This window comes from Helicobacter winghamensis ATCC BAA-430 (assembly GCF_028751035.1).
Taxonomy (GTDB): domain Bacteria; phylum Campylobacterota; class Campylobacteria; order Campylobacterales; family Helicobacteraceae; genus Helicobacter_D; species Helicobacter_D winghamensis.
In genome coordinates this window covers 177,169-204,164 of record NZ_CP063533.1, presented here as the reverse complement: position 1 = coordinate 204,164, position 26,996 = coordinate 177,169, and the positions used below count along the sequence as shown (strand labels likewise).

At 37.4% G+C, this 26,996-nt stretch carries 20 protein-coding genes and 9 tRNA genes; 9 read left to right on the top strand and 20 right to left on the bottom strand.

Features of this window, described 5'->3' with window-relative positions; all coding sequences use genetic code 11:
* Positions 1-19 precede the first annotated feature (19 nt).
* Positions 20-1,168 (top strand): epoxyqueuosine reductase QueH, encoded by a 1,149-nt coding sequence (locus tag IP358_RS01050; protein ID WP_006802131.1) that lies wholly within the window; start codon positions 20-22, stop codon positions 1,166-1,168.
* On the opposite strand, the gene radA is transcribed toward IP358_RS01050, so the two are convergent.
* The 3 genes from radA to IP358_RS01035 are packed head-to-tail and all read right to left on the bottom strand — an operon-like array spanning position 1,152 to position 4,060.
* Positions 1,152-2,498 (bottom strand): DNA repair protein RadA, encoded by a 1,347-nt coding sequence (gene radA, locus IP358_RS01045; RefSeq protein ID WP_006802132.1) that lies wholly within the window; start codon positions 2,496-2,498, stop codon positions 1,152-1,154. The two genes, IP358_RS01050 and radA, sit on opposite strands and share 17 nt — an antisense overlap.
* Before the next feature lie 57 nt (positions 2,499-2,555).
* Positions 2,556-3,443: a signal recognition particle-docking protein FtsY gene (ftsY, locus tag IP358_RS01040; RefSeq protein WP_040498272.1), complete on the bottom strand. Its 888-nt coding sequence runs from the start codon at positions 3,441-3,443 to the stop codon at positions 2,556-2,558.
* Positions 3,443-4,060: a TlpA family protein disulfide reductase gene (locus IP358_RS01035; protein ID WP_040498273.1), complete on the bottom strand. Its 618-nt coding sequence runs from the start codon at positions 4,058-4,060 to the stop codon at positions 3,443-3,445. Before IP358_RS01035 ends, ftsY begins: the two co-directional genes overlap by 1 nt.
* 216 nt (positions 4,061-4,276) lie before the next feature.
* Between IP358_RS01035 and IP358_RS01030 the strand changes: the two genes are divergently transcribed.
* The 4 genes from IP358_RS01030 (at position 4,277) to IP358_RS01015 (ending at position 4,652) form a co-directional block, all read left to right on the top strand.
* Positions 4,277-4,351: transfer RNA gene (locus IP358_RS01030), tRNA-Gly, on the top strand.
* 33 nt (positions 4,352-4,384) lie between these two features.
* Positions 4,385-4,471: transfer RNA gene (locus IP358_RS01025), tRNA-Leu, on the top strand.
* A 7-nt stretch (positions 4,472-4,478) separates the two neighbouring features.
* Positions 4,479-4,553: transfer RNA gene (locus IP358_RS01020), tRNA-Cys, on the top strand.
* A gap of 11 nt (positions 4,554-4,564) precedes the next feature.
* Positions 4,565-4,652, top strand: a tRNA-Ser gene (locus IP358_RS01015).
* 577 nt (positions 4,653-5,229) lie between these two features.
* Here IP358_RS01015 and fusA read toward each other — a convergent pair.
* From fusA to IP358_RS00930, 17 genes are all read right to left on the bottom strand, one after another.
* Complete coding sequence (gene fusA / locus IP358_RS01010; RefSeq protein ID WP_006802135.1) at positions 5,230-7,311, bottom strand: elongation factor G; 2,082 nt, start codon at positions 7,309-7,311, stop codon at positions 5,230-5,232.
* Positions 7,312-7,398: 87 nt separating this feature from the next.
* The gene (rpsG, locus tag IP358_RS01005; RefSeq protein ID WP_006655945.1) at positions 7,399-7,866 is read right to left on the bottom strand and encodes a 30S ribosomal protein S7; all 468 of its coding nucleotides are present in this window, start codon (positions 7,864-7,866) and stop codon (positions 7,399-7,401) included.
* The gene (gene rpsL, locus IP358_RS01000; protein WP_006802136.1) at positions 7,866-8,258 is read right to left on the bottom strand and encodes a 30S ribosomal protein S12; all 393 of its coding nucleotides are present in this window, start codon (positions 8,256-8,258) and stop codon (positions 7,866-7,868) included. The genes rpsG and rpsL overlap by 1 nt, the downstream gene beginning before the upstream one ends.
* A 134-nt stretch (positions 8,259-8,392) precedes the next feature.
* Positions 8,393-17,038 (bottom strand): DNA-directed RNA polymerase subunit beta/beta', encoded by an 8,646-nt coding sequence (locus IP358_RS00995; protein ID WP_370525620.1) that lies wholly within the window; start codon positions 17,036-17,038, stop codon positions 8,393-8,395.
* A gap of 70 nt (positions 17,039-17,108) precedes the next feature.
* Positions 17,109-17,483, bottom strand: coding sequence for a 50S ribosomal protein L7/L12 (rplL, locus tag IP358_RS00990; RefSeq protein ID WP_006802139.1), 375 nt, complete (start codon positions 17,481-17,483; stop codon positions 17,109-17,111).
* A 15-nt stretch (positions 17,484-17,498) separates the two neighbouring features.
* Positions 17,499-17,981, bottom strand: coding sequence for a 50S ribosomal protein L10 (gene rplJ / locus IP358_RS00985; RefSeq protein WP_006802140.1), 483 nt, complete (start codon positions 17,979-17,981; stop codon positions 17,499-17,501).
* A gap of 93 nt (positions 17,982-18,074) precedes the next feature.
* Positions 18,075-18,779: a 50S ribosomal protein L1 gene (gene rplA, locus IP358_RS00980; RefSeq protein WP_006802141.1), complete on the bottom strand. Its 705-nt coding sequence runs from the start codon at positions 18,777-18,779 to the stop codon at positions 18,075-18,077.
* 22 nt (positions 18,780-18,801) lie between these two features.
* Positions 18,802-19,227, bottom strand: coding sequence for a 50S ribosomal protein L11 (gene rplK, locus IP358_RS00975; RefSeq protein WP_006802142.1), 426 nt, complete (start codon positions 19,225-19,227; stop codon positions 18,802-18,804).
* Between the two features lie 22 nt (positions 19,228-19,249).
* Positions 19,250-19,774 (bottom strand): transcription termination/antitermination protein NusG, encoded by a 525-nt coding sequence (gene nusG / locus IP358_RS00970; RefSeq protein WP_180322705.1) that lies wholly within the window; start codon positions 19,772-19,774, stop codon positions 19,250-19,252.
* A 20-nt stretch (positions 19,775-19,794) separates the two neighbouring features.
* On the bottom strand, positions 19,795-19,974 hold the full coding sequence (secE, locus tag IP358_RS00965; RefSeq protein ID WP_006802144.1) for a preprotein translocase subunit SecE: 180 nt from the start codon (positions 19,972-19,974) through the stop codon (positions 19,795-19,797).
* A 29-nt stretch (positions 19,975-20,003) separates the two neighbouring features.
* Positions 20,004-20,079 (bottom strand) — tRNA-Trp (locus tag IP358_RS00960).
* Positions 20,080-20,110: 31 nt separating this feature from the next.
* Complete coding sequence (gene rpmG / locus IP358_RS00955; RefSeq protein WP_006802145.1) at positions 20,111-20,281, bottom strand: 50S ribosomal protein L33; 171 nt, start codon at positions 20,279-20,281, stop codon at positions 20,111-20,113.
* Between the two features lie 8 nt (positions 20,282-20,289).
* Positions 20,290-21,492: an elongation factor Tu gene (tuf, locus tag IP358_RS00950; protein ID WP_006802146.1), complete on the bottom strand. Its 1,203-nt coding sequence runs from the start codon at positions 21,490-21,492 to the stop codon at positions 20,290-20,292.
* A gap of 147 nt (positions 21,493-21,639) precedes the next feature.
* Positions 21,640-21,714 (bottom strand) — tRNA-Thr (locus tag IP358_RS00945).
* Positions 21,715-21,797: 83 nt separating this feature from the next.
* Positions 21,798-21,874 (bottom strand) — tRNA-Gly (locus IP358_RS00940).
* Between the two features lie 7 nt (positions 21,875-21,881).
* Positions 21,882-21,966: transfer RNA gene (locus IP358_RS00935), tRNA-Tyr, on the bottom strand.
* A 49-nt stretch (positions 21,967-22,015) separates the two neighbouring features.
* Positions 22,016-22,091 (bottom strand) — tRNA-Thr (locus IP358_RS00930).
* A gap of 282 nt (positions 22,092-22,373) precedes the next feature.
* Between IP358_RS00930 and IP358_RS00925 the strand changes: the two genes are divergently transcribed.
* Genes IP358_RS00925 through rny form a run of 4 tightly spaced genes read left to right on the top strand, consistent with a single transcriptional unit; the run spans position 22,374 to position 26,988 of the window.
* Positions 22,374-24,263 carry a TonB-dependent receptor gene (locus tag IP358_RS00925; RefSeq protein WP_248613358.1) on the top strand — a complete coding sequence of 630 codons (1,890 nt, stop codon included), beginning with the start codon at positions 22,374-22,376 and terminating at the stop codon, positions 24,261-24,263.
* Entirely contained in the window at positions 24,263-24,835 is a 573-nt protein-coding gene (locus tag IP358_RS00920) for a hypothetical protein (RefSeq protein WP_006802148.1), read from the top strand. Before IP358_RS00925 ends, IP358_RS00920 begins: the two co-directional genes overlap by 1 nt.
* A complete protein-coding gene (locus IP358_RS00915) occupies positions 24,828-25,475 on the top strand; it encodes a 5-formyltetrahydrofolate cyclo-ligase (RefSeq protein ID WP_083781374.1) in 648 nt (215 codons plus the stop codon). Before IP358_RS00920 ends, IP358_RS00915 begins: the two co-directional genes overlap by 8 nt.
* Positions 25,417-26,988, top strand: a complete 1,572-nt coding sequence (rny, locus tag IP358_RS00910; RefSeq protein WP_006802150.1) for a ribonuclease Y — start codon at positions 25,417-25,419, stop codon at positions 26,986-26,988. Before IP358_RS00915 ends, rny begins: the two co-directional genes overlap by 59 nt.
* The last annotated feature ends 8 nt before the right edge of the window (positions 26,989-26,996 follow it).

Below are 26,996 nucleotides of genomic sequence, written 5' to 3'. Positions count from 1 at the left end.
TCCACAAAAAAGGCAAAAAATGTCTAAGATTCCCTATGATTTCACGCATAAAAACACGACTTTAGTCCATATTTGTTGTAGCGTGGATAGCCACCATTTTTTAACACAACTCAAAGAAAAATACCCGCATAAAAACTTTTGTGGATATTTTTACAATCCCAACATTCACCCCTTTGAAGAATACCAAATGCGCTTACTTGATGTAAAGCGAAGTTGCGCACAGCTTGGGATTCCACTTATTGAAGGAGAATATCATCTAAAAGAGTGGCTAGAGGGCAGCAAGGGCTTAGAAGATGCTCCAGAAAAGGGTGAGCGATGCAATTATTGCTTTGATTTTAGATTAGAAAAAAGCGCGCAAATTGCGCTAGATACACATTGTGTAGAATTTACAAGCACCTTGCTTGCAAGCCCTATGAAGTCCCAAAACGATCTTTTTACACAAGGTGAAGCAATTGCTACTAAGCACAACTTAACCTTTTTGCCCATTGATGTGCGAAGCAATGGTGGCACACAAATCCAAAACAAACTTGCAAAAGAAGCAAATCTCTACCGCCAAAATTATTGTGGTTGCCTTTATGCGCTAAAAGCCCAGCGCGAGAAGTCCAACAAAACTTCATTAGAGCTTTTCTCCACTCTTAATCTCCCAAAGCAATCGCGCAATCTCCCCTCCTTACGTCTTAAAAACTTCCAAGCGCGCACACAACTAGAACAAACTCAAAAACCCTATCAAATCATCAAGCGCAAAGTCCTGCAATACCGCATATTAAAGGGCTTATTAAGCATAAAGGATTCCATAATCCCTAGCTTTATTTGCAACTACTCAATGCTAAACAAACCCACAAAAGCAAAGATAGAATTTTGGCAAGATGGAATCGGATATGCAAGCAAAGATGGAATCGTATTTTTAGAATTTAACACTTTTAAAGATTTGCTAAAAACACAAGACTCGAGCACGCTTTTACAAGATTTTAATACTCTTTTAAAAGAAGGCTTGAGCGAAGAGATACAACTTGCCTTGCGTTACAAACTCTATCCTAATGGATTTTTCACTTCGCCTATTGTCATTGTAGAAAACGCCTTTAACACAGATTTCACGCTAGAAATCACGCATATTATGCAAGAAGAGATTTTAGAGGATTTTATCCCAAACCCTACATCCAATCAATAATTTTTGTAACTTCTTGCGCCTCATAACACTTAATCGCCAAGCTTTGCTTGGGTTTCTTAGGCACAATAGCATGCGTGATTCCAAGCGAAATTGCCTCTTTTAATCTCTGTTCTACATTAGACACATCACGCACATCGCCCACTAAACTTACCTCCCCAATAAATACGCTAGAGTTTGACAAAGCACGATTCCTAAAACTCGATAAAATCGCTGCAACAACTGCTAAATCCGCCGCTGTTTCAACAATCTTAATCCCACCTGTAATATTAATAAACACATCATAGCGATTTAATGGAATCTCTAATTTACGCTCTAAAAGTGCTAAAATCATATTTAAACGACTTTGATCAAATCCCGTGCAAGCACGCTTTGGAACGCCATAAGCGCAATCACTAACTAAAGCTTGCACTTCAAGCACAAGTGCGCGTGACCCTTCCATTACCACACTTAGCGCACTTCCTGGGTTCGAAGTCTTTTGTGAGAAAAAAATCTTAGAAGCTTCTTTTGCACCCACTAAACCATTGCTTTGCATTTCAAAGATTCCAATCTCACTTGTATTTCCAAAACGATTCTTAAATCCACGCAAAAAGCGCAACTCCCTACTTGAATCCCCTTCAAAATACAGCACACAATCCACCATATGCTCTAAAATCCTAGGTCCAGCAATCGTCCCTTCTTTTGTAATATGTCCGATTATAAATACACAAATCCCATATTCTTTTGCAAGGCGCATTAGCTCAAATGTTACCTCGCGCACTTGCGAAACACTCCCTGGACTTGAGCTGATTGCCTCACTATAAAGCGTTTGAATACTATCAATCACAACCAAACTATAAGAATGTTCCCTATCCCTAATTGCTGCTAAAATCTCTTCTAATTTAATAGCATTGAGTAAATATAAATTCTCATCTAATGCTTTTAATCGCTCCGCCCTTAGTTTAATTTGTGAAGCACTCTCTTCTCCACTCACATATAAAATCTCTTTGCCACTTTTTGCTACATTGCTTGCAATTTTTAAAAGTAGCGTAGATTTACCAACACCCGGACTCCCCCCAACAAGATACATTCCTCCAAGCACAATCCCCCCACCCAGCACAATATCAAGCTCACTTTCCTCAGAGCTAAAACGCACAAACTCTTCTCTCTCCACTTCTGTAATGCGCTTAACTTTTAGGTTTTGAGATTCCAAGCCCTTAAAAGCTTGAATTTGCTTCTCTTTTAATTCTAAAAAACTCTCCCAAGCCCCACAATTAGAACACTTTCCAAGCCATTTTGAGCTTTGAAACCCACAATGCTGACATTCAAAAACTTGCGCCTTCTTCTTTGCCACCCTATCACCTTGCCAAAATTACACTAAACAATATAAAAGTTTTTCTAAAACTCAATCTCACTCGCTAAATATAGAATCTAAAAGCATTTGGATATAAGCATTTTCATCAAAAGCAACTAAATCTTCTGCCCCTTCGCCAACACCAATATATAAAATTGGCACGCGCAACGCATAAATCATACTAAAAATTGCTCCCCCTTTGCTTGTGCCATCAAGCTTCGTAATAATCACTCCATCTACACCTCCAAGTGTTTGGTTGAAAATCTTAGCTTGATCTAGACTTGAAGTTCCTTGCGTGCCGTCTAAAATTAAAATTTTGCGATGAGGCGCGCCTTCTTTTGCCTTATTACAAATACGCACGATTTTTTCTAATTCTTGCTGTAAATTACTTTGATTATGCAAACGCCCAGCTGTGTCAATAATTGCGACATCTAAATTCTTTGCTACCGCTGAAGTTATCACATCAAATGCCACCGCTGATGGGTCGTGTCCGATTTGCGAAGCAACCACAGGAACACCTAAACGATCTCCCCAAAGTTTAATTTGCTCAATTGCTGCCGCCCTAAAAGTATCTCCGGCACCTAAAATCACACTTTTCCCTTGTTTTTTATATGCATTTGCAAGTTTCGCAATGGTTGTTGTTTTGCCTGCTCCATTAACGCCCACAATCAAATCCACACAAGGCTTTGCGCTCACTTTCTTGGCTTGCACTTTATCATAATAACTCTCCCCTCGAAACAAACGCAACAAAGCAACTTCTAACTCATTCTTGCTAATTTCATTACCTAGAGGCGATAAAATCATCTCAACCAAATCATAATCCATATCTGTCGCAATTAAAATTTCTTCCAATACCTCTTTAGAGAGCTTCTTCCGTGCTTTTGGAAGCAAATCCCGAATATTTTGCGTTGTTTTTTCTAATGTTTTTTTAAAGACTTTAAACATCACTGCCCCTTTTGAACCAAATTTTGTGACAAATCAAATTCAATCATCTCTTCTGGAATTGCACCTAAATAGTGCATAATATATTCTCCATTCTCTCCATATAAAACAATTAGTGGCACACCTTCAATTCCACCAAGCACTTTAAAAAGTTCTCCACGATTTCCATCTAATATAAGCGGTATATTGAGTGCATTTTCTTCACTAAATACTTGCACTGAACCCTTAAAATTCTCTACTTCTCCTACCAAATCATCAATAGGAATCCCAAAAAATGCAATCTTATCTCCAAATTGTTTTTTAAGATTATCCAAATGCGGTAAAATCCCCTTGCAAGGATCGCACCATGTTGTAAAAAATACTAAAATTTTGATATTTTTCCCTCCACTTGTAACGCTTAAATTTTCAAAAATATTTGACTTTGAAGCCAAAGATGCAAATTCATCATTTTCTTTTTGTTCTTTTTGACTAACAATTAAAGTCTCTCCATTATCTGCTTGCAACGGCAAGCTTTTCAAAATTTTTTGCTCTGGTTCTATTATCTCTTGCGTGCTTTCCCCACAGCCAATAAATACTAACAAACACAAGCTAAATACCATTCCTAACCAAATCAATCGCATCTTATTCCTTAAAAATAATAAAAGCATAGATTATACCAAATATTGCCACAAAAGCCTATTTTAAGATTCTATTTTTACTAATACAGCGAATAAAAATGACGAAAATCATTTAAGATCAATTTAAATTTTTATAAATTTTAAATCTTTAGCACATTATTTTTAAAAATCTCTTGATTTTTTATTCAAGCAACGCTATAATCTCACTCTCACTTTTATGCGGGAGTAGCTCAGTGGTAGAGCATAACCTTGCCAAGGTTGGGGCCGCGGGTTCGATCCCCGTCTCCCGCTCCATTAAAAAAATCATAAAAGTAGCTTCAATAACGAGCCCGGGTGGTGAAATGGTAGACACAAGGGACTTAAAATCCCTCGGACATTATGTCTGTGCCGGTTCAAGTCCGGCCCCGGGCACCATTTAGGTGGCGACATAGCCAAGTGGTAAGGCAGGAGCCTGCAAAGCTCTGATTCCCCAGTTCAAATCTGGGTGTCGCCTCCATTTAATTATATCGGGAGATGGCTGAGTGGTCGAAAGCGGCGGTCTTGAAAACCGTTGAGGGTAACACCTCCGGGGGTTCGAATCCCTCTCTCCCGGCCACAACTTCTTATTTTCTTTTCTAAATTTATAATTATACACACTTAAACTCGGCTTTATTTTTATGCATTCCTTTAAAAGATTCATTTTAGAGTGCTCCAAAACAAACCAAAAGTGGTGTAAGAAGATTAAAATAAACTCTCCATTTCTTAAAAAATTAACCCTTCATATGAAAAATTTAAAAATAGAAAAATCAAAAATATTTGAGCTACAATAAACTTAAAATGAGCCTTGTTCTTTTTTTGTCTCTTTGGTGACTTCGTTTATTTTAAAAAATACGGTTATTCCATACCAAAATCTTGATAACAATCCAACAATCACACCTCGAAATTTTCTAAACGGAATTCAAATACAAAGAAGAAGATAAAAAAGATTAAAAGTAATCATTTGCAGAAATACCAAAATAGACTATTATCACTTTTAAAAAAATGTACAAACTGTTGTGCAGTTAGGATACTTCCAAAATATTGCCAACAATACTCTAATTTAGAATATTAAAAAAATAAAATTAGTATGAAAAAAATACAAAGAGATACAGAAGAACTATGCCCTTCATTGCATAGAAGGGCATAGTCAAGAATTAGCCGTTACGCTTTTCCATAATTTCTTTAGAAATATTACCTGGAACTTCTCCATAGTGGTCAAACTCCATTGTATAAGTTCCACGCCCTTGTGTTGCAGAGCGTAAATCTGTGGAGTAACCAAACATCTCCGCCAAAGGCACGAAAGCATTAACGATTTTTAAGCCCATTCTATCGTCCATTGAGTTGATTTGTCCACGTCTTCTATTTAAATCTCCGATCACATCACCCATATATTCTTCAGGGACTTCCACTTCTACTTTCATCATAGGCTCCAATAAAACCGCGCCCGCTTTTCTACAAGCATCCTTAAAAGCCATAGAACCAGCAATTTTAAACGCCATTTCTGAAGAATCTACATCATGATAACTTCCATCAAATAACGTAACTTTAAAATCTACAACAGGATAACCCGCAAGCACACCATTTTGCATTGCTTCTTGGATTCCTTTATCAACTGCTGGGATATATTCTTTTGGAATCACACCCCCGCTAATGCTATTAACAAACTCATATCCCTTGCCTGGCTCTTGTGGATCAAGTTTAATAAAGACATGTCCATATTGTCCGCGCCCACCAGATTGTTTTGCATATTTGCATTCTTGTTCTACGCTTTGACGGATTGTTTCACGGAATGCAACTTGTGGCTGTCCTACTTCGGCTTCCACCTTAAATTCACGCTTTAATCTATCTACGATAATTTCTAAGTGTAACTCACCCATACCAGAAATAATTGTTTGTCCTGATTCCTCATCTGTATGCACTCTAAAACTTGGATCTTCCTCAGCAAGTTTTGCAAGAGCTAATGCCATTTTTTCTTGATCGGCTTTTGTTTTTGGTTCAACTGCAATGGAAATAACTGGGTCTGGAAATTCCATTCTCTCTAAAATAACGGGATCTTTTTCAGAACATAGTGTATCTCCTGTTAGTGTCTCTTTCAAGCCAACAAACGCACAAATTTCTCCCGCATAAACTTCTTTAATATCTTCTCTTTTATTAGAGTGCATTTTAAGCAATCTTCCAACGCGCTCTTTTTTACCCTTTGTGGAATTAAGCACATAACTTCCAGATTCCAAACTCCCACGATACACACGAACAAATGTTAACTGTCCTACAAAAGGATCTGTCATAATCTTAAATGCAAGTCCTGCAAACTCGCCATTATCTGTAGATTTTACACTCACTTCTTTTTCTTCGTCTTTTGGATCTACGCCACGAATATCTGCAACCTCTGTTGGGGCAGGCAAATACTCAACAACTGCATCAAGAAGTGTTTGCACGCCTTTGTTTTTAAAACTTGAGCCACACAACATAGGAACCATTTCCATTGCCAAACAAGCCTTTTTGATTCCTGCTTTAATTTCTTCAACACTTAATTCTTCACCACCTAAGTATTTTTCCATCATCGCTTCGTCTTGTTCTGCAACAGCTTCCAACAATTTTTCCCTATATTCCTGCGCTTTATCCATTAATTCTGCTGGAATTTCTTCAATATCATACATAGCGCCCATAGATTCATCATTCCATACACACGCTTTCATATTAACAAGATCTACAACACCTTTAAAATTATCTTCTGCACCAATAGGAATCACTAGTGGCACTGGTTTTGCTTTTAATCTTGTTGCAATTTGAGATTCTACATTGTAGAAGTTTGCGCCAATTCTGTCCATTTTATTAACAAATACAATTCTAGGAACACCATATTTGTTTGCTTGTCTCCAAACCGTTTCACTCTGTGGTTGCACACCACCTACAGAACAAAACACAGCGACAGCACCATCCAAAACACGCATTGAACGTTCAACTTCTATGGTAAAATCCACATGCCCGGGAGTGTCAATGAGATTAATCTGATAATCTTTCCAAAAACAAGTTGTCGCAGCAGAAGTGATTGTAATTCCACGCTCTTTTTCTTGTTCCATCCAGTCCATTGTTGCAGCACCGTCATGCACTTCACCAATTTTGTGGCTCACACCTGTATAAAACAAAATTCGTTCAGAAGTTGTTGTTTTTCCTGCATCAATATGCGCTGCGATACCTATATTTCTAATTTTATTTAATGGAGTTTTTCTTGCCATAATTAAATCCTTTAGGATAAGTAATTTGAGATTTTGTGAGTAGAGAGCATTTTAGGGAAAATTCGATAAATCCCTAAAAGCATAATTTTACCAACGATAGTGTGCAAAAGCTTTATTAGCTTCTGCCATTTTATGCACATCTTCTTTTTTCTTAAATGCCGCTCCACGCTCATTTGCAGCATCAATTAGCTCATTTGCTAATCTTTCAATCATTGTGCGCTCATTTCTTTTTCTGGCAGAATCCAGCAGCCAGCGAATAGATAGAGATTGCTGTCTTGCTGGGCGCACTTCAACAGGAACTTGATAAGTTGCACCACCTACTCTTCTGCTTCTTACTTCCACAAGAGGCTTAACCTTTTCTAAAGCTTTTTCAAAAGTTTCAATGCCTTTTTCTTTTGTTTTCTCTTCAATTTTATCAAATGTTGCATAAATGATTTTCTCTGCAACACTCTTTTTCCCATCATACATCATTTTATTGATGAATTTTGTTACAACAATATTATTATAGATTGGATCTCCCAATACTTCTCTTTGTGGGGCTTTTCTTCTTCTCATTATTTTTTACCTCCTGCATCACCCTTTGCCTTTTTAGCACCATATTTACTGCGTGAAACCGTGCGTTTTGCAACACCTGCTGTATCTAGCGCACCGCGGATAATGTGATACTTAACACCAGGCAAATCTCTTACCCTTCCGCCACGAATTAATACGATAGAGTGTTCTTGCAAGTTATGTCCTTCACCTGGAATATAACTAATCACTTCAAACCCACTTGTTAGTCTAACCTTTGCTACTTTTCTTAACGCTGAGTTAGGCTTTTTAGGCGTTGTTGTGTAAACACGCGTACAAACCCCTCTCCTTTGGGGGCAAACTACCAAAGCTGGTGACTTTGACTTCTTAATAACTTTTTTTCGCTCTTTTCTAATCAACTGATTAATCGTCGGCACTTTTATTCCTTCCTAAAAATTTTAATAGAGAAAATGAAGCGGATTATATGCAAATCATTCTTTATTCTCACTTAAATTAAGGTTTAAATAACCTTAACAACTCTATCCTTTACACTCTTCAGAAACGCTAAGGGCTAATTTTCCTTAATCTTAACTCTTTTGCCTTTGTAGATCCCTGTTCCAACTGGAATCATACGCCCTAAAACAATATTTTCTTTGAGATCCTCTAGGTAATCTATTTTAGCTGCAATACTTGCTTCCGTTAAAACCTTTGTTGTCTCTTGGAATGAAGCTGCGGAAATCACAGAATCACTTCCGATAGCTGCACGCGTAATTCCTAGAAGCATAGGCTCTGCAATCGCTGGGATTCCACCCATTTTAATAATACGAGCATTTTCTTCTCTAAAATGTCGCTTACTCACAAGATCACCTTCAATAAACTTGGTATTACCGCTATCATAAATTCTAACTTGGCGCAACATTTGAGAAACAATAATCTCAATATGTTTATCCGCGATGCTAACACCTTGTCTGCGATAAACTTGTTGTACTTCACTCACAATGTATTTATAAAGCTCTTTTTCCCCACCAATGCGTAAAATATCTTGACTTGCTATAACACCATCAGTAATTGCTTCCCCAGCGTGAACAAATTCCCCTTCATGCACCAAAATCTGCTTAGATTTATCAATGAGATATTCTGCAACTCTACCATCATTTGCTGTAACAATGATTTTCTCTTTACCACGCACAAGTTTTCCAAAATTGACAATTCCATCTATTTCTGCAAGCACTGCCGGATCTTTTGGTCTTCTTGCCTCAAAGAGTTCAGAAACCCTTGGAAGACCTCCTGTAATATCTTTAGATTTTACAAGTGCCTTTGGCGTTTTTGCTAAAATGTCTGCCATTTCCACTTTTGCACCATCTGTTACAAAAATCGCTGTTTTTGGATCTAACGCATAACGAATTAATCCACCCTTTGAAGTGGATAACACAAGCATGGGCTTAAATGTACTTGTAATATATTCATTTACAACTAATCTTGTTTGCCCTGTTAGCTCATCTGTTTGCTCAGAAACTGTAACTCCTGGGATAATATCCTCAAATTTAATTGTTCCTGCTTCTTCTGCAATAATTGGATTAGAATAAGGATCCCAATCAGCAATAACAATATGCTCATCGCTTTGCGGCTTAGCAATTAAAGTATTTTTGCTAACAGATTGGTTATCTTCTGCTTCAATAATGGAATCTCTTGCAATATAATGGCGTGCAGCTTCTTGATCATATTCATCAGCAATTACAGCAAACAAGCCCTTTTCAGTTACTTTATCGCCTTTTTTAATCCCATGATAACGCTCTAAATGATCCCCTTGCAAATAGTAATATTTTACAATCCCTTCATCTTTGGCAAAGATTTTTTGCGTAATAGGCGCATTATCTTCAACCTTTAACTCACTTGCATACGCAATACGATTTGGGATATTCCAACTGTCTTTGATAATATCTACAATACTGCCTTCATCACGCACATAATGTCCACTTGGATATGGGATATAAAATTTGCCTTCAATTTTCCCTGTAATCCCTGCAAGTTCATTTGGCTTTGCAACATCAGATTTTCTAAGCGTAAATTTCGCTGTTTCTTTTTTGCCAACCACAGATACAATCACTTCATCATGCACAATATCAACTTTTAACTCGCCCTCAAATGGTGCTTTAATCTTTGGTTCAACAAGCAAGATTGCCGCATTCCTACGATTAGAAACAATGGTTTTACCCTCTCTATTCTTATAAGTTTTCACATTGTAATAGCGAATAAATCCTTCCTTATCTGCTACAACTTGGCGTTCTTCTTGACTTCTACTTGCTGTTCCACCAATGTGGAATGTTCTAAGCGTTAGCTGCGTTCCGGGCTCTCCAATAGATTGCGCCGCCACAACACCTACCGCCTCTCCAATTTTAGAAATTTTTGACTCTCCTAAATTTAAGCCATAGCATTTTGCACATACACCTTTTTCCGCCTTACAAGTTACAGGAGTGCGGATAATCACAGATTTTACACCAGCTTCTTTTACCTTGCGTGCTTTTTCTTCATCAATAAGTGTTCCATCACTAATTAAAACCTCATTTGTAATAGGATCAATAATATTCTCAGCAATCACACGCCCAAAAATTCTTTCCTCTAATGGTTCAATAAGTTCGCTACCCACTGTAATATCTGCTATCTCAACACCTTCATTTGTTCCACAATCATCCATTACCACTTTAACATTTTGGCTCACATCAATGAGCTTCCTCGTCAAATATCCTGCATTTGCAGTTTTAAGCGCAGTATCAGCTAAACCTTTTCTTGCGCCGTGTGTGGAAATAAAGTATTCCAATACATTTAAGCCTTCTTTAAAATTCGAAGTAATCGGCGTTTCAATAATTGTTCCATCAGGTTTTGCCATCAAACCACGCATTGCAGAAAGCTGTCTAATCTGTCCTGCACTACCTCTAGCACCAGAATCTGCCATCATATAAATGGAATTAAAACCATCTTTATCATTTTCAATAAGTTTCATCATTGTGTTGCCTAGTGCGTTATTAGTGTCCGTCCAAACATCAATAATTTTATTGTAGCGTTCTTGCTCTGTCAATAAACCTGCGCCAAATTGTGCTTGAATGTCTTTAACCTTTTTCTTGGCACCTTCTACAACTTTATTCTTGCTATCTGGAACAATAATATCATCAGCTGAAATTGAGATTCCAGCTTTTGTTGCATATTTGAAGCCTAGATTTTTAAGGTCGTCTAAGAAACCTGCAGTAATTCCAACACCACCTTCTTTATACACATAGTCAATGAGTGCTGCAATATCCTTTTTCTTTAATACTTTATTCCATAAATGCATCGGCACAAAATCCGGTAAAATTGATTTTAAAATCATTCTACCAATAGTTGTATTTATGATTCTATCATCTACATATGCACGCACTTTAGAGCTAACTTCTACCACACCTGCTTCAAGTGCAATATGGATTTGGTTAATATTAGAGAAAAGCTTATGCTCACCTTTAGAATCATCTCTTTGCAAAGAAAGATAATACAAACCTAAAACCATATCTTGACTAGGAACAGTTACAGCTTTACCACTTGCTGGCAAAAGAATATTCATAGAGCTTAACATTAAAAGCTTGCACTCTGTGATTGCCTCTTGTGAAAGTGGTACATGCACTGCCATTTGATCTCCATCAAAGTCCGCATTAAATGCCGCACACACAAGCGGATGTAACTGAATAGCCTTACCATCAATAAGTTTTGGATGGAATGCTTGAATGGATTGCTTATGCAATGTTGGTGCGCGATTTAGCATTACAGGATAATCTGCAACAATTTCTTGTAAGCACTCCCACACTTCATTGCGCTTATGTTCAATCATCTTTTTAGCTTGCTTTAGTGTTGTTGCATAACCTTTTTCTTCAAGTTTTGCTAGAATATGAGGCTTAAAGAGTTCTAATGCCATATTTTTAGGCAATCCACATTGATCCATTCTTAAATTTGGTCCCACAACAATTACAGAACGCCCAGAAAAATCTACGCGCTTTCCAAGTAAGTTTTGACGGAATCGCCCTTGCTTTCCTTTAATAATTTCAGAGAGAGACTTCAATGGGCGTTTATTTGCACCTTTCACTGCATTTGCATTTCTACCATTATCAAAGAGAGCATCAACAGATTCTTGTAACATTCTTTTTTCATTGCGCACAATAATTTCAGGGGCATCAAGTTCAATTAAACGCTTTAATCTCTGGTTTCTATTAATCACGCGGCGGTATAAATCATTCACATCACTCACGGCAAACTTTCCACCATCTAAAGCAACAAGAGGTCTAAGATCCGGTGGAAGTACAGGAAGCACTGTTAGCATCATCCACTCAGGACGATTCTGACCACCAGAAACCACAAAACTTTCAACAACTTTTAAACGCTTAATAATAGTTTTTTTCTTTGCTTCAGAATTTGTTGCCTTAATTGCTTCTTTTAGCTCAGCAATCAAATCCACCAAATCCAAACTTTCAAGCAACTCTTTTACTGCTTCTCCGCCCATTTGAGCTACAAATTCTGTATGTTCAAATCTTTGAGCTAAACTTTGATATTGCTCTTCATTAAGCACATCATATTTGACAACAGGTTTTGTTCCTTCATTATCATAGAAAGCTTCGCCAGCTTGCTTAACGATATAAGCTTCATAATAAAGCACACGCTCTAAGTCTTTCATTTTTACGCCTAAAAGCGTTCCGATTCTACTAGGTAAGGAATTCACATACCAAATGTGAGCAACAGGTGTTACAAGTTCAATGTGTCCCATTCTTGAACGACGCACTTTAGAGCTTGTAACTTCAACTCCACATTTCTCACATACAACACCCTTATAACGCATTTTTTTGTATTTTCCACAAAGGCATTCATAATCCCTAACAGGACCAAAGATTTTTGCACAGAATAATCCATCTCTCTCTGGCTTAAGCGTACGATAATTGATAGTTTCTGGCTTCTTAACTTCTCCATGACTCCAACTTCTAATTTTTTCTGGGCTTGCAAGAAGAAGTTGAAAGGCATTAAAATCACTTGGGCGATTCTCTTCCCTAATGGTTATTGCCTCATCCACTCCCTCTTTATTTTTTGCAAACACACTTACATCAAGCGCTAAACTCTGCAATTCTTTAGTTAAAACATAAAAAGTTTCTGGAATCTCAGATTCTTTAACTGCTTCACCTCTAGTGATAGCTTTATATGCCTTAACCCTACCTTCAACATCATCAGACTTAATAGTTAGCATTTCTTTAAGAGTATGTGCTGCACCATAAGCTTCTAGAGCCCAAACTTCCATCTCTCCAAATCTCTGCCCACCAAAGAGCGCCTTACCTCCTACTGGCTGTTGTGTTACTAAAGAGTAAGGACCTGTGCTTCTTGCATGCACTTTTTCATCCACTAAATGGTGAAGCTTTAACATATACATATAGCCTACATTGACACGCTCCATCATTTTTTCACCCGTGCGTCCATCATAAAGCTCTGTTTTACCATCTGTATCAATTTTTGCCAAAGCAAAGAGCTTTTCAAACTCTTGCGCATTTACTCCTTCAAACACAGGTGTTGCAAATTTGACTCCATTGCTCCAATCTCTGGCAAAGTTTAACAAAGATTCATCATCAAGCTTCTCTAAGAATCCTTTTGCAGATTTCATACCGGAGTTCTCGGCAATTTCTAACATTTTAGAACGCAATGCTCCAACCCATTTATCCTTCTCTTGTTCAAAAATATTTGCGATTTGTTCCCCTAAATTCTTGCCGACCAATCCTAAATGCACCTCCAAGATTTGTCCGATATTCATACGACTTGGAACCCCCAAAGGATTAAGAACAATTTCCACTGGGCGACCATCTTTTGTATAAGGCATATCCACTTCTGGAACAATATTTGATACAATCCCCTTATTTCCGTGGCGTCCTGCCATTTTATCCCCAACTTTTAATTTACGCTTAGTTGCAACATAAATTTTAACCAACTTTACTACACCGCTTGGAAGAATATCATCTTTTTCAATAATAGAAAGTTTCTCTTCGTGCTCTTGGCTTAAATTTTTCTTTTGCTCTAGGAAATTTGCTTTGAGCGCGTCATAAGAGCTTTGAATCTCTTTTGGATAGCTTTTAATAAGAGTTCCCATTGCAAAACGATTAACATTTTCTAAATCTGCCTTTGGAATCACACTACCTTTTTTATACTCTTTATCGCCAATTTTTGCAACACTCACTAACTTTTCTTTGGCTAAAATAGAACCAATACGCAAAGACTCCTCTCTATCCAACATTAAAAGCTTATCGTGGTGTTCTAAATCAAGACGAGATTTTTCTTCTTCATAAGCAGCAATGGCTCTTTTATCTTTATCATAACCTTTTTTCGTAAAAATTTTTACATCAACAACAGTTCCTTCTAAACTTGGAGGACAATAAAGAGACTTATTAACAACATGCCCTGCTTTTTCTCCAAAAATTGCACGCAACAATCTTTCCTCTGGAGTTGGTTTAACCTCACCTTTTGGGGAGGCTTTTCCAACAAGAATCATTCCACCTGTTACATAAGTTCCAATTTTTACGATTCCGCTCTCGTCAAGGTGAGCTAACTCTTCCTCTCTAATATTTGGAATATCACGCGTAATTTCTTCAACTCCATGCTTCAACTCTCGTGCTTCAATCTCTTTTTCATAGATATGGATAGAAGTAAAAGCATCATTGCGGATTAATTTTTCACTTACAACAATCGCATCTTCAAAGTTATATCCATTCCAAGGCATAAAGGCTACACGAATATTTTTTCCAAGCGCTAATTCCCCTTGATCCATATTAGGACCATCGGCAATAACTTGCCCAGCTTCTACTTGCTCTCCAGCCTTTACAATTGGACATTGCGAAAACGAAGTATTTTGGTTAGTTCTTAGGTTTTTTTGCAAAGAATAGTGATCAATGAACGCACCATTTTCATCTTCACCTAAAACATAAATATTTTTAGCATCCACTTTTTCCACAATTCCACCGCGTGTAGCTTTTGTTGCTTCCCAAGAATCACGTGAAACAATTTTTTCAATCCCTGTTCCAACCACCGGTGCATCCGGCTTAAGCAATGGTACCGCTTGGCGTTGCATATTTGACCCCATAAGCGCGCGGTTAGCATCATCGTGTTCTAAGAATGGAATCAAACTTGCAGCAACCCCAACAATCATTCTTGGGCTAAGATCAATTAAATCTACTTTTTTGGATTCCATCAAAATGATTTCACCATCTTTTCTAACTTCAATCATTTCTTCTTTAATGGTTTGATTACTTGTTAGAATCGTACTTGCAGGGGCAATAACTGCGCCTTCTTCTTGTGTTGCAGTTAAATACACAATTTCATCAGTTACCCTTCCATCGACAACTTTACGATAAGGGGCTTCAATAAAGCCTAACTCATTAACCTTCGCATAAGTAGAAAGCGTATTAATCAAACCAATATTTTGCCCTTCTGGTGTTTCAATAGGACAAATCCTTCCATAATGCGTTGGATGCACATCGCGCACCTCAAACCCTGCACGCTCTTTAACTAAGCCGCCTTCACCAAGAGCAGATAGCCTTCTTTTGTGTGTAACTTCTGAGAGTGGATTTGTTTGATCCATAAATTGTGAGAGTTGTCCTCCTGTAAAAAACTCTAAGATTGTCCCTGTAATCATCTTAGAATTAACCAAATCATGTGGCATTAATTCTTCTAAACCTGCACTAATGGTTGTAAGTTTATCGCGGATTGCTTTTTGCATTTTCACAAGCCCTGTGTGAAGCTCATTTGCTAGCAATTCTCCAATGGCGCGGATTCTACGATTCCCTAAATGATCTCTATCGTCAATTCTACCTTGTCCATTTTTTACACGCATTAGATAACGCACTGTTTTAATAATATCCTCGTGTGTTAACACAGTTACATAATCTGGCACACCAATATCTAATTTGTGATTCATTTTCATACGCCCAACGCGTGTTAAATCATAACGATCTGGATCAAAGAAAAGTTGTTGCACAAATTGTTTTGCTGCTTCTTTTGTAACTGGCTCACCCGGGCGCATTACCTTATAAATACGAATCATCGCTAAGTCATTTTCATTATCAATCTTTTCTGTTTGCTTTAATAACTTTAACGATTCTGCATCTGCAATAAATGCGTTAATAATAGAAGCATCAACGCCTAAGGCTAAATCATTTGCAATCACAAAATCATTGACGCCAAGCTCAGTAAGCTTCTTTAATTTACTCTCATCCATTAAGGTAAGCGCATCAAAAAGCACTTCACCACTTGCTTTATCTATAATAGGCTCCGCTAAATAGCGATTCATTAAAATCTCTGTGGGATACTCGATCATATTTAGCTTTTCTTCTTCAAGAGCCTTTGCTTTTTTGGCAGTCAATCTCTTACCTGCTGCAAGAATTAAATTGCCTTTTGCATCCTTAAGATCAAATTCCACGCGCCCTATAAATTCCTCTGGATTAAATGGAATCAAATATTTACCATTTTTATATTTGATATTAACAAGAGGATAAAACATTTTCAAAATATCTTGCCTTGAGTAACCAAGCGCCCTAAAGAGAATAGTAACAGGCACTTTTCTACGCTTATTTACACGCACAAAGAGAGTATCTTTTGCGTCGTACTCAAAGTAAAGCCAAGAACCACGATCTGGAATAATCTGCCCTGTATAAACAAGTTTATTGGAAGTGCTGGTTGACTCTTCTTCTTTAAAGATTACTCCAGGACTTCTATGGAGTTGATTAACTACAACTCTCTCAACACCATTAATAATAAAACTTGTACGATCCGTCATTAAGGGAATCTCGCGCACAAAAATGCTTTGCTCTTTAATATCCTTAACACCTAACTTTTCACCTGTCTTCTCATCTCTCTCCCAAAGCACTAAACGGATTTTAATCTTAAGTGGAATCGAATAGGTTAAGCCTCTTTCCATTGCCTCTCTAACCGTGTAGCGTGGTTTTCCAAACTCACAACCTGCATATTCTAAGCTAATTCTATTTTGTGCATCGTGGATGGGGAAAATGGATTTAAAGACTTTTTCAAGCCCAGACTCATTCGTATCACTTGTCATCAAAAAATTATCATAACTATTTCTTTGTAATTGAAGCAGATTTGGAACTGCAATGTTTTGAGGGATCTTTGTAAAATCAACTCTCAATCTATTTCCGGATTTTAAACTCACTGGCATATTTTACCTCATATAATAAATGTAGAATTTTGGAAGAAAAATGAAAATGGGGACATAAAGCCCCCAAAAATTATTTAATATCGACTTTTGCACCAGCTTCTTCAAATTTTGCTTTGATTGCATCAGCGTCTTCTTTCTTAACGCCTTCTTTAACTGTAAATGGAGTTTTTTCAACTGCATCTTTTGCTTCTTTTAACCCAAGTCCTGTTACTTCTCTTACGACTTTAATAACATTGATTTTCTTATCACCGCTATCTGTAAGAATAATATCAAACTCAGTTTTTTCTTCAGAAGCAGCCGCTCCACCACCAGCAACAGCACCTGCAACAACTGTTGGAGCTGCAGATACACCAAATTTTTCTTCAAAAGCTTTTACAAGCTCTGAAAGCTCCATAACTGAAAGATTACCGATATACTCTAATACATCTTCTTTTGAAATTGCCATAATTTTCTCCTAATTTTATTGTGCTTCTTTTTCTTTGCGTAAATTATCCAACCCTGTAACAAAATAACGAGCAGGAGCAGTCCAAACGGACAACAACATACCAATAAGCTCTTCTTTAGATGGAAGTTTTGAAACAGCTTCAATATGTTTTGCATCCACAACTTCGCCTTCAAGGCAACCTGTTTTAATTACCAACTTGCCACCCACAGAACTTGAAAACTTACTAATTACTTTCGCTAGAGAGATTTGATCTTCACTCCAAACAAAAATATTATTTTCTTTTAACTCTAATCCTTCGATGCTAGAATTTTTTAGCGCGATAGATGCAAGCGTATTCTTAATAACCTGAACCTTTGCGTTTTGTTCTCTTGCGTTTGCTCTTAAGGATTCCAACTCTTTAACAGTCAAGCCCTTATAATCACAAACAATAATTGCATTTGAAGCTTTAAATTCAGCAGTTAAATTCTCAATTAGAGCAGTTTTTTCTGCTTTTGTCATCATTAACCTCCTTTCAGACGAAAAACTTATATAGGGTAAATTTTAAGCTAAAAGCCCCTATAGTCATTAGTCTAAGATAAAAACAAGAATAAATTATTTCATATCAATGAGTTCTTGCGCATCTAATGTTAAAGATGGGCTCATTGTTAGTGCTAAGGTCGCATTTTTAATATATTTTCCTTTTGCACTTGCTGGTTTTTGTTTATTGATATTTTTAACAAGTGCAATGATATTTTCTTCAAGTTTTTTTGCATCAAAACTTGCCTTGCCCACTGGAGCATGGATAATACCTTTTTTATCAACACGATAATTCACTTGACCACTCTTAGCATTGCTTACAGCTTTTGAAATTTCCATTGTAACAGTGCCTGTTTTTGGGTTCGGCATTAAGCCCTTTGGACCTAAGATTCTACCAACTTTACCAACCAAAGCCATCATATCCGGTGTAGCGATAACCATATCAAAATTCAAATCACCATTTTTGATTTGATCTGCCAAATCATCATCACCAACAACATCAGCTCCTGCCGCTCTTGCTTCATCAGCTTTTGCTCCTTTTGCAAAAACAGCTACGCGTACACTCTTCCCTGTTCCATTTGGCAACACAACAGCACCACGGATCATTTGATCGGCATGTCTTGGATCTACACCTAAACTTAACGCAACTTCAACCGTTTCGTCAAACTTAGCCGATGCTAAAGACTTAACCATTGCAGAAGCGGTTGTAATATCGTATATTTTTGTGCAATCTACTTTATTAAGAAGATTTTGCATTCTTTTTGTTAATTTTTTTGCCATTTCTATACTCCAACGCGTCTTTTTAATCTACAACTTCAATGCCCATACTACGAGCACTTCCCTCAACAATCTTAATCGCCGCTTCTTCTGTATTAGCGTTCAAATCGTCCATTTTAGTTTTTACGATATCTAAAACTTGAGCTTTTGTTAATTTACCCACTTTGTTCTTCAAAGGATTATCTGAACCTTTTTGAATTCCAGCAGCTTTTTTAATCAAATCTGTTACAGGCGGTTTTTTTGTAATAAATGTAAAACTCTTATCTTGATAAACAGTGATGATAACTGGAATATTAAAATTTCCCATATCTTTTGTTTTTTCATTGAAAGCTTTACAAAATTCCATAATATTCACACCACGTTGACCTAGCGCTGGACCTACAGGAGGAGATGGATTTGCTTTCCCTGCCGGGATTTGAAGCTTAAGTTCGCCAATAATTTTCTTTGCCATAACTTATCCTTGTTTTTAGTTATTAAACTATTTTTTCCACTTGTGAATAAAGTATCTCAATAGGTGTACTACGACCAAAAATTGAAACATTAAGTTTTAACTTTCTATGTTCCATATCATATTCTTCAACAATTCCTGTAAAATTAGCAAAAGGACCTTCAATAATTCTTACAACCTCTCCTGCCTCAAAAATAATTTTTGGCTTTGGAGCTGCACGATTTTGCACCTTTTCAATAATATGATTAATATCTGCCTCACTTAATGGTGTCGGTTTTTTGGATTCCCCAATAAAACGGCTTACCTTAGGTAAAGATTGAATGGTATGCCACAAAGCTGTATCTAAATCGACTTTCACAAAAACATATCCGGGATAAAGACTGCGCTCACTGATTTTTTTCTTATTGTTTTTGACTTCAATAATATCTTCTGTGGGAACAACAATATCTGTAATTCTCTCCTCTAAGTGGTGCTCTCTTACGAGATTCTCAATTCCACGCTTCACAGCTTGTTCGCTGCCAAAATATGTTTGAATCGCATACCAATACAACGCCATAAACAAATCCTAACTTATAAAATACTAGAAACAAAACTACCAAGAATGAAATCTACCAATGCCAAAAATAGAGCAATAACCGTTACAACAAGAATCACGGAAATAAAAGCATTTCTTACTTGTTCTTTTGTAGGAAAAATAACTTTGGATAATTCTTCTTTGGATAGTCTATAATAGGTAATTAGTCTTTTCATTGCTAAATTTGTCTCTCTTTATTCCAAAATGGCAGGCCAGGAGGGACTCGAACCCCCATCACTCGGTTTTGGAGACCGACGCTCTACCATTGGAGCTACTGACCTATAAATATAATGTTAGCTAAGGGAGCAACCCTTAGCTTTTCAATTTAACTTCTTTGTGAATTGTATGTTTGTTTAGTCTTGGGCAGAACTTTTTAAGCTCCAGTTTTTCTGTTGTGGTTTTAGCATTTTTCATTGTGCTATAATTAATATCACCACACTCAGAACATTTAAGTCCAATTTTTACACGATTACCTTTAGCCATTGTTATGCCTACTCAATAATCTTAGTAACAACACCCGCACCAACAGTTCTACCACCTTCACGAATCGCAAAGCGTGTTCCATCTTCAAGTGCAATTGGGTTGATTAGCTCAACTGTAATTTTAATGTTATCACCTGGCATTACCATCTCTACCCCATCTGGCAATTGGATAGAGCCTGTGATATCTGTTGTTCTTACATAGAATTGTGGTCTATATCCATTAAAGAATGGAGTATGTCTTCCACCTTCGTCTTTTGAAAGAACATAGATTTCACCTTCAAACTTTCTGTGTGGAGTAATTGAACCTGGCTTACAAAGAACCATACCTCTTTCTACTTCTTCTTTCTTTGTACCTCTTAAAAGTACACCCACATTGTCTCCAGCTTCCCCTTGATCAAGTTCTTTTCTAAACATCTCAACGCCAGTTACTGTTGTTTTTTGTGTATCACGAATTCCAACGATTTCGATTTCATCACCAACTTTTACGATACCTCTTTCAATTCTTCCTGTAACAACTGTTCCACGACCAGCAATTGAGAATACATCTTCAATTGGCATCAAGAAAGTCTTGTCTGTTTCACGCACTGGAGTTGGAATATACTCATCAACTGCATCCATGAGTTTCATAATTTTTTCACTCCACTCACCTAGATTACCCGCTTTTGCTTCTTCTAAAGCTTTAAGCGCAGAACCTGCAACAATTGGAGTATCATCACCTGGGAATTCATAGCTTGATAGCAATTCTCTAATTTCCATTTCTACAAGCTCCAATAACTCAGGATCATCTACCATATCTTGCTTATTCATAAACACTACAATGTAAGGAACACCAACTTGACGAGAAAGTAGAATATGCTCTCTTGTCTGTGGCATAGGACCATCTGCTGCTGAAACAACAAGAATTGCTCCATCCATTTGTGCGGCACCTGTGATCATGTTTTTAACATAGTCAGCGTGTCCAGGGCAATCTACATGCGCATAGTGTCTTTTTTCTGTTTCATACTCAATGTGAGAAGTTGCAATTGTAATACCGCGCTCTTTTTCTTCTGGAGCATTATCAATGTTATCATAGTCTTTCAACTCTGCCAAACCTTTTTGCGATAGAACAGCAGAAATTGCAGCACTTAGAGTTGTTTTACCATGGTCAACATGCCCAATTGTCCCAACATTTACGTGAGGTTTGTTTCCTCTGTTAAATTTTTCCTTAGCCATAAGCCTCTCCTAAAATTTTAAGTTTAAAATAGCAGATATTCTACACTATTTTTACCAATTTTAAAATTAAGAATCGTACATTTTCTACAATTCCATCATAACTTTTGCACAATTTACACACTTACAATTATGCAACCCTTGAAAAACTGGAGCCCATAAGCGGGATTGAACCGCCGGCCTCTTCCTTACCAAGGAAGTGCTCTGCCACTGAGCTATATGGGCAAAAAAATTCCAAAAATATAAAAATTTATCCAAATAAAGAAGTGTTTCGCTGATAAAGAAAAATGTAGAATCAGCTCCCAGTATGGAGCGGGAAACGGGGCTCGAACCCGCGACCCTCAGCTTGGAAGGCTGATGCTCTAGCCAACTGAGCTACTCCCGCATGGCTATGGTGGTGAGACGTGGATTCGAACCACGGAAGTCAGAAACAGCAGATTTACAGTCTGCCCTCGTTGGCCACTTGAGTATCTCACCCCAAAAATTATTAAAACTGGTCAAACACTGAAAAATTTAGTAAATTCTATGGAGCTGGCAAAGGGACTCGAACCCCCGGCCTGCTGCTTACAAGGCAGCTGCTCTACCAACTGAGCTACGCCAGCACATTTTTAAAAATTAAAAATGAGTTGGAATTCTACTCTTTTTTGCTAACATTGTCAATACTTTTTAAAAATTTGTTATATAATTTGCTCTGTTGGAGACTCTATTCCTAATCCTTTATTGTTATAGGCAATCAAAGTTGGAATCTAAATTTGGATTCTAATCTTTTGTTGTGGATTTAGTTTGGAAGACTGACGAAAGGAGTTATTATAAATGAAAAAAAAAACCACAGAAATCTTTATCCAAAGGGATTTAGAAAGAAGTATTTTTCCCTTGCGGCGATTTTGGCACTTAATACTGCATTACTTGCGCAAAGTCAAAATACCGCATTGTTTGAAAAATCAGATTCCATAAATAAGGATCTTAAACTTTCTGTAATCCACGCCGAAGAGTTTGTGGAGAATACGGATTTTAAAGAAGAGTTTGACGCACAGAGCATTACACTCTCTAATGCTCAAAATATCTACGACTTCTTAAATACAAATTCTCTACTCACAATCCGCTCTAACTATGGCAACCCTTACACACAAAACATTGATCTGCGTGGCTTTGGGCAAAACGGGCATAAGAACCTTGCCATTGTTGTAGATGGAATCTTATTTGAAAACATAGATTCCGCCGCTGTTTCACTTAGTAGCATTCCGCTAGATTCTATCCAAAAAATAGAAATTATCCGCGGAAAAGGCACAACAAAGTATGGAAGTGGCGCGGTAAGTGGAATCTTAAAAATCACAACAACGCGCAAAAGTGGTGGCACGCTCAACCTAAGCTATGGAAGCTATGGAACGCTAAATTCACAATTTTTCACACGCGCTGTTAAAGATACTTTGAACATTGGAGCATATGGACAATATCAACACACACAAGGGGAGCGTTATCTAAACGATCTTAGCGATGAAAAAAGCGGAAGCTATAACAAAAATGGTGGAATCACAGCGTTTTTCTACCCTAGCAATGATTTGCTTTTAAAAGCAAACCTAAGCTACGCAAAATACGGAATCAAATACGCAAACCCCATCTCTAAAGAAGCCTTTGAAAGCGACCCGACACTTCCGGGCAATGGACACACACACCAAAAACGCTGGGACTTAACCTATTCTACCGGCTTTACAAGCTTTAGTGACTTGGGTATTGTAACAGATGTTAATCTTGGCGGAAGTCGCAACGCAAGCCGTTATGTCAATTTTGATTCCAAATACGAGGGCAAGGGAGTTTTTGGGGATTTTAACTCACATTTTAAAAACGATTCCTTTTTTGTAGAATTTGGCGGAGCAATGCGCGCAAATGAACGCGAAAATTCAGGACAAAAAGCAGAAGTAGAATCGCTACTTTTATATCTTAATGGCGAAAAATACATTGGCGATTCCACCTTTAATGCCGGCGTTTCAACACAGCGCGTTATCACAAAGCAAAGCGATATTTATAGCAAGCAACACAATCTCTTTGGCGGAGAGCTAGGCTATAATTACGCACTTAATAGCCAAATCTCACTTTTTGCGTCCTATGCGCGAAGTTTTAATGTCCCAAATGTGGATTGGCTATTGTATTATGACCCCATAAACTTCACGCCTGTTGCTAATCCTTACCTTGATGTCGCCACCTTTGATACTTATCAAATTGGCACAAAAGGAATCTTTGGAATCCATACCATCGGCGCAAATGCTTTTATCATTCAAGGTAAAGATGAAGCCTTTTTTGGATTTAGCAAACTTACAGGGGTTAGTGCAAACCAAAGCTTAGGCAAAACCCAAAGAATTGGCGGAGAGATGAAATTTACTACACAATATAGCTCATTGCTCTACTCTAAGCTAAGCTATGCCTATGTGGAATCCAAAATTAAAAGTGCCGAGTTTGATGGCAAGGAAATTCCGGGCGTTTCTAAACACACATTTACCGCAAGCCTAAATTACTTGCCACTAACAAACCTTAATCTAGGCGTGCATTATAAATATGGCTCAAAAATGTATGATTACAACGACTTTGACAACACACAAGGCAAATCACCAAATTACCAAAGTCTAAATCTTAGTGCAAGTTATACCTTTAAAGATTTTGAAGTGTATGCGTATGTAAATAATCTTACAAATCACAAAAATGCTATTATTGTAAGTAGTGCGTATTATCCTTATGAGTTTGAACGCACCTTTGGTGGGGGCGTGAAATACACTTGGTAATGCGCACGATACATTTACGATTCTATCTTTTATATAAGCTTTTAAATGCTCTGTTTTTGGGCTGTTCTTTGGGAAGTGTGTTTATTATCTATGCTCCCTTAAATCCTAAAATCTACTCCATGGGCGGAATCACACTTGCACTTGGAGCTTGGATTTTGACCTTTTTTTATGCAAAAATCCTAAAAGAAAAGCCCTATAAAGTGATTCTCTTAGGCATTGAGTTGATTCCTTTTTGCTATATTTTAGCGTATTTGCTCTTTCCAAACACATTTTTTGGGGCGATTTTGGTGTATTGCCTGTATCAAATCACCTTTATTTTTGGGGATTATTTAGGACGAGCTGAAACACTTATTTTTGCAAAAAAATCTGTGTTATCTTGGCTTGATAAACGCAAACAAATCGGCTATTTAATAGGACTCGGAATGGCTTTTGTGTTTTATGCGATTTTAGATTCCAACAATATCACACAAAAGGAATCGCAAATTTATCTTATGCACTTTTTGTTATTTTTGCTACAATGTGGCGTGTTTTTTACGCTATTTTACACTTTTACAAAGAGAAAAAATGTCTGATTTAAAGGCAAATTATCGCAAAGTTTTTAAAGACAATCTTACAAAAATTTCACACCAAAATAACACATTGCGGCTAGATTACAGAATCCAAAATGCTCTAAAAACAGAGCTTGAACGCCTACTTTCTAAACACAAAGGGAAACAACCTGTTAATCTTTTGTTTTACTATCCTTTACCCATAGAATTTAACAGCAAAAAACTTTTATACATTTACAAAAGAAAAAAAAAGGTGCAAATTTTTTTACCTTTTATGCAGGGTATCAGTTTTAAAATTGTAAAATACAGACTTCCAATACAAAAAAGGGCTTTTGGAGTTTATGAACCTAGTAATTCATCCTTTAAAATCTCAAAACTTGATTATGCAATTGTCCCTGTGATTGGAATTGATAAAACATTTAAACGCATAGGATTTGGCAAAGGAATGTATGATAGATTTTTTAGCACTTTAAAGACAAAACCACAAACAATTTTTATATGCCGTGCATTAAATCTAGCGCAATGCGCAATTACACAGCCTTATGATTTACAAGCAGATTGTTTTATTTCTCCTTTTGCCAGCCTAAAATTTAAGGATATTAATAATGGTAATATGGGTTCTTACAAGCTCTATTCTCTCCGCTCTAGTCGCCGGCGGAGGTAGCTATCTTATTTCACGCAAACTCTCACGCGCAAAACTAGAAGTCCAAATAGAACAAGCAAATGCTAAAGCAAAAGCAATAGAATATGAAGCAGAAAAATTACTCCAAGAATCTAAAATTAAGGCAAAGGATATTGAGCTAGAAGCCAAGCTAAATGCTGACAAAGAAAGCAATAGGCTTTTCAAAGAACACGAAGCAAATCTCTTGCTCTTTGAAAAAGAAAAGTTGGCGCAATCTCAACGCCTAGAAAAGGAAGTATGCAAGATTGAACATGAAAAACATTTGTTAAGCAAAGATCGCAATGCACTTTTTGAAGAACAAGAATCCCTTAAAAGACTAAAGACAGCTTATAACACTAAGCTTGAAGGACTTACACAAACTCTCTCAAAAGTGGCAAATCTCACCAAAAATGAAGCTAAACAAATGTTTTTAGAACACATAAAAGAAGAATCCAAACTAGAAGCTGCAAGAATTATTAGAGAGCAAGAAACACAGGCAAAACAAGAAGCCAAAGAAAAAGCAAACTATATCTTAGCCATGGCAACTTCACGCTTTGCAGGAGAGTTTGCAGCGGAGCGCTTAATCCAAAGTATTGTCTTGCCAAGCGATGACCTAAAAGCACGCATTATAGGAAAAGAAGGGCGCAATATTAAAACTTTAGAAATGATTTGTGGCGTGGATATTATCATTGATGATACGCCAAATGTGATTATTGTAAGCTCACACAATCTCTACCGCCGCGCGATTGCAGTAGAAACAATAAATCGCTTGCTGGAAGATGGCAGAATCCAACCTGCACGCATTGAAGAAATTTATCAAAAATGCTTCAATGAATTTGAAGAAAGCATTTACAAAGAAGGCGAACAAGTAGTGTTAGATCTAGGCATTAATGGAATCCATCCAGAAGTCAAAAAACTCATTGGTAGGCTTCGTTATCGCGCAAGTTATGGACAAAATGCACTCGCACATTCCTTAGAAGTTGCCAACCTTGCTGGTATTATTGCTGCTGAGCTCGGTGGGGATTGCTTGCTTGCAACAAGGGCAGGATTGCTCCATGATATAGGCAAATCTCGCACACATGAATTTAAAGGCACCCATGTAGAGCTTGGAGCAGAAATTGCACGACGATACAATGAACCCTCTGTGGTTTTAAATGCAATTCTCTCTCACCACGGCAATGAAGAGATTAAAAGTGTTGAAGCAGCAGCTGTCTGTGCAGCAGATGCACTATCAGCAGCACGTCCCGGAGCAAGGCGCGAAGTGCTAGAAAACTATCTAAGGCGCGTGAGCGAAATTGAAAAAATCGCTACTTCTAAAATGGGCGTTTTGCACGCTTATGCAATTAACTCTGGGCGTGAAGTGCGCGTGATTGTAAAATCCGAAGACATTAATGATGATGAAGCCTATCTCTTAGCTAAAGACATCGCAAAGGATATAGAATCTAGCGTGCAGTATCCGGGCGAAGTGAAGGTTAGCGTTATCCGCGAAACTAGAGCTTGCGCCGTGGCAGAGTAAGCATATAG